Origin of the sequence: Thauera mechernichensis (genome assembly GCF_029588855.1) — a bacterium.
GTDB classification, from domain to species: domain Bacteria; phylum Pseudomonadota; class Gammaproteobacteria; order Burkholderiales; family Rhodocyclaceae; genus Thauera; species Thauera mechernichensis.
Window position 1 is genome coordinate 1 of sequence record NZ_JARQZE010000037.1, and the last position, 2,718, is coordinate 2,718.

General features: G+C 68.1%; 2 protein-coding genes. Both read left to right on the forward strand.

The genetic code is table 11. The features are described 5' to 3' along the window. Positions 1-275: 275 nt before the first annotated feature. Entirely contained in the window at positions 276-1,802 is a 1,527-nt protein-coding gene (istA, locus tag P7F68_RS19805) for an IS21 family transposase (protein WP_277835648.1), read from the forward strand. Positions 1,803-1,845: 43 nt separating this feature from the next. Next, positions 1,846-2,634, forward strand: coding sequence for an IS21-like element helper ATPase IstB (gene istB, locus P7F68_RS19810; RefSeq protein WP_277835647.1), 789 nt, complete (start codon positions 1,846-1,848; stop codon positions 2,632-2,634). The last annotated feature ends 84 nt before the right edge of the window (positions 2,635-2,718 follow it).

Sequence of the window (2,718 nt, forward strand, 5' to 3'; positions counted from 1 at the left end):
TGTCACCGACCGGCACATTGAAGCCAGTTGATGATCGGCACAATGGAGCCACCGCGTGATCGGCACATAGAAGCCAGTCCGTGATCGGCACATTGAGGCCAGTCCGTGATCGGCATATTGGAGCCAGTCGCGGATCGGCACATAGAGGCCAGCGCCGGATCGGCGTAATGGAGCCACTTCCCCTCTGACGGACGTCTCGACCTTGACCGGTCCATCGCTACCCTGCTGCCTTTTTGTTCGGCAGGAGGTAGGCGGTGGCCCGCAGGAGCATCGAGATGTACGAGTACCGCCAGGCCCTGATGCGCATGCGCCAGGGCGACTCCGAGCGCGAGATCGCGCGCTCGAAACTGATGGGGCGCAGCAAGGCGGCCCGGTTCCGCCAACTGGCCCACGCCCAGGGTTGGCTCGATCCCGAGCGGCCCTTGCCCGAGGACGCCGAGATCGCCGCCGCGCTCGGGCAGCCGAAGTTGCCGGTGACGGCCCAGTCCTCGATTGCCGCGTACCGGCTGCTGGTCGAGCAGTGGCTCGGGCAGGGCGTCTCTGGCGTGGTAATCCACACCACGCTCAAGCGTGAGCACGGTTTTACCGGACACTACTCGAGCGTGCGCCGGCTGATCGCGCAGATCGGCCGCGAGCAGCCGCCCGAGGCCACGGTGCGCCTCACCTTCGCGCCGGGCGAGGCCGCGCAGGTGGACTTCGGCGCTGGTCCCCAGCTGGTCGACCCCGCCACGGGCGAGATCCGCCGCACGTGGGCGTTCGTGATGACGCTGTGTTTCTCGCGTCACCAGTACGTGGAGTTCGTCTGGGACCAGAGCGTGCGCACCTGGCTGGGTTGCCACCGTCGCGCCTTCGAGTGGTTCGGTGCCGTGCCCGCGCGGCTCATCATCGACAACGCCAAGTGCGCGATCACCCGCGCGTGCATGCACGATCCGCAGGTGCAGCGCGCCTACGCCGAGTGTGCCGAGGGCTACGGCTTCCGGATCGATGCCTGCCCGCCGCACGACCCGCAGAAGAAGGGCATCGTCGAGGCCGGCGTCAAATACGTGAAGGGCAACTTCCTGCCCACGCGCAGCTTCCGTGATCTGGCCGACCTCAACGCGCAGGCGCGCGAGTGGGTGCTAAAGGAGGCCGGGCTGCGCATCCACGGCACCACTCGCGTGCGCCCGCTCGACACCTTCGCGGTCGAGCGCAGCACCTTGTTGCCGCTGCCCGAGGTGCCGCCGGATCTGGGCACCTGGCACGCGGTGACGGTACATCGCGACTGCCACGTCAGCTTCGAGCGCGCGCTGTACTCGGTGCCTTTCGCGCTGGTGGGCAAGGCGCTGTGGCTGCGGGCCACCGACGCCGTGGTCACGATCTATCACGACTTCAAGCCGGTCGCCACGCATGCCCGCGCGCGGCGCCCCGGCGAGCGGCGCACCGTCTCGGATCATCTGCCGCCGGCCGCCCAGCGCTTCTTCGCGCACGACCGCAGTTGGTGTCTGCAGCAGGCCCGCGAGATCGGCGATGCCTGCGCACAGCTGATCGGGCAACTGCTCTCAGACCGTGTCAGCGAACGCCTGCGGGCCGCCCAGGGCGTGCTCGCACTGAAGGGCCAGTACGGCGCCGCGCGCCTCGAGGCCGCCTGTGAGCGGGCCATCGCGCACGACAGCCCGCACTACCGCACCGTCAAGACCATTCTCGCCGGCGGTCACGACCTCGCGCCGCTGAGAACCGTTACCCCCGAACCCTATGCCGGGCGCGCCCGCTTTGCGCGCGCCACCGCGTCGCTGTTCGAAGACGACGGCCCCACGTTTCACTGACCCCGGGCGCAGCCTGCGCCCACTTCACCCAAGGAGCCTCACCATGAACCCCGTCACCGAACTGGCGCCGCAGCTCAAGCAGTTGCGCCTCTCCGGCATCCTCGACTCGCTCGACGCCCGCAACCGCCAGGCCATCGATGCCAAGCTCGCCTACACCGAGTTTCTCGCCCTGCTGATCCAGGACGAGCTCGCCCGGCGCGAGCAGAAGAAGTTCGGCACGCGGCTACGCCGTGCGGCCTTCCGCGCCACCAAGACGCTCGAAGGCTTCGAGTTCGACCGCCTGCCCTCGACCAACCGCGCCCTGGTCCATGATCTCGCCACCGGGCGCTACATCGACGAGCGCGCTCCGGTGCTGATCGTCGGCCCTTGCGGCACCGGGAAAAGCCATCTGGCGCAGGCGCTCGGGCACTGCGCCGTGCGTCAGGGGCACGACGTCATCTTCGCCTCCTGCGCGCAACTGCTCGCCAGCCTGAACGCGGCGCGCGCGGTCGGCACCTACGAGCGAAAGCTGCAGCAACTGGCCCGCGTGCCGGTGCTCATCATCGACGACTTCGGCCTCAAACCCCTTCGCGCCCCCGCCGACGAGGATCTACACGACCTCATCGCCGAACGCTACGAGCGTGCTGCCACTATCGTCACCAGCAACCTCGACTTCACCGAGTGGGACCAGGCCTTCCCGGGCAACCGATTGCTCGCCTCCGCGACCGTCGACCGGCTGCGCCACAACGCCTACTGCCTCACCCTCGACGGGGCCTCCTACCGTGCGCCCCGACAGGGTCCGAATCGGGCGAAAAACGCCCTTGCCAGCACCCCGAAAAACATCGATTCTTGACCCCCCAACGACGTCCGTCAGAGCCCGGTTCGAGTGGCTTCTATATGCCGATCATCGGTGGCTCTATTGTGGCGGTCAGTGACA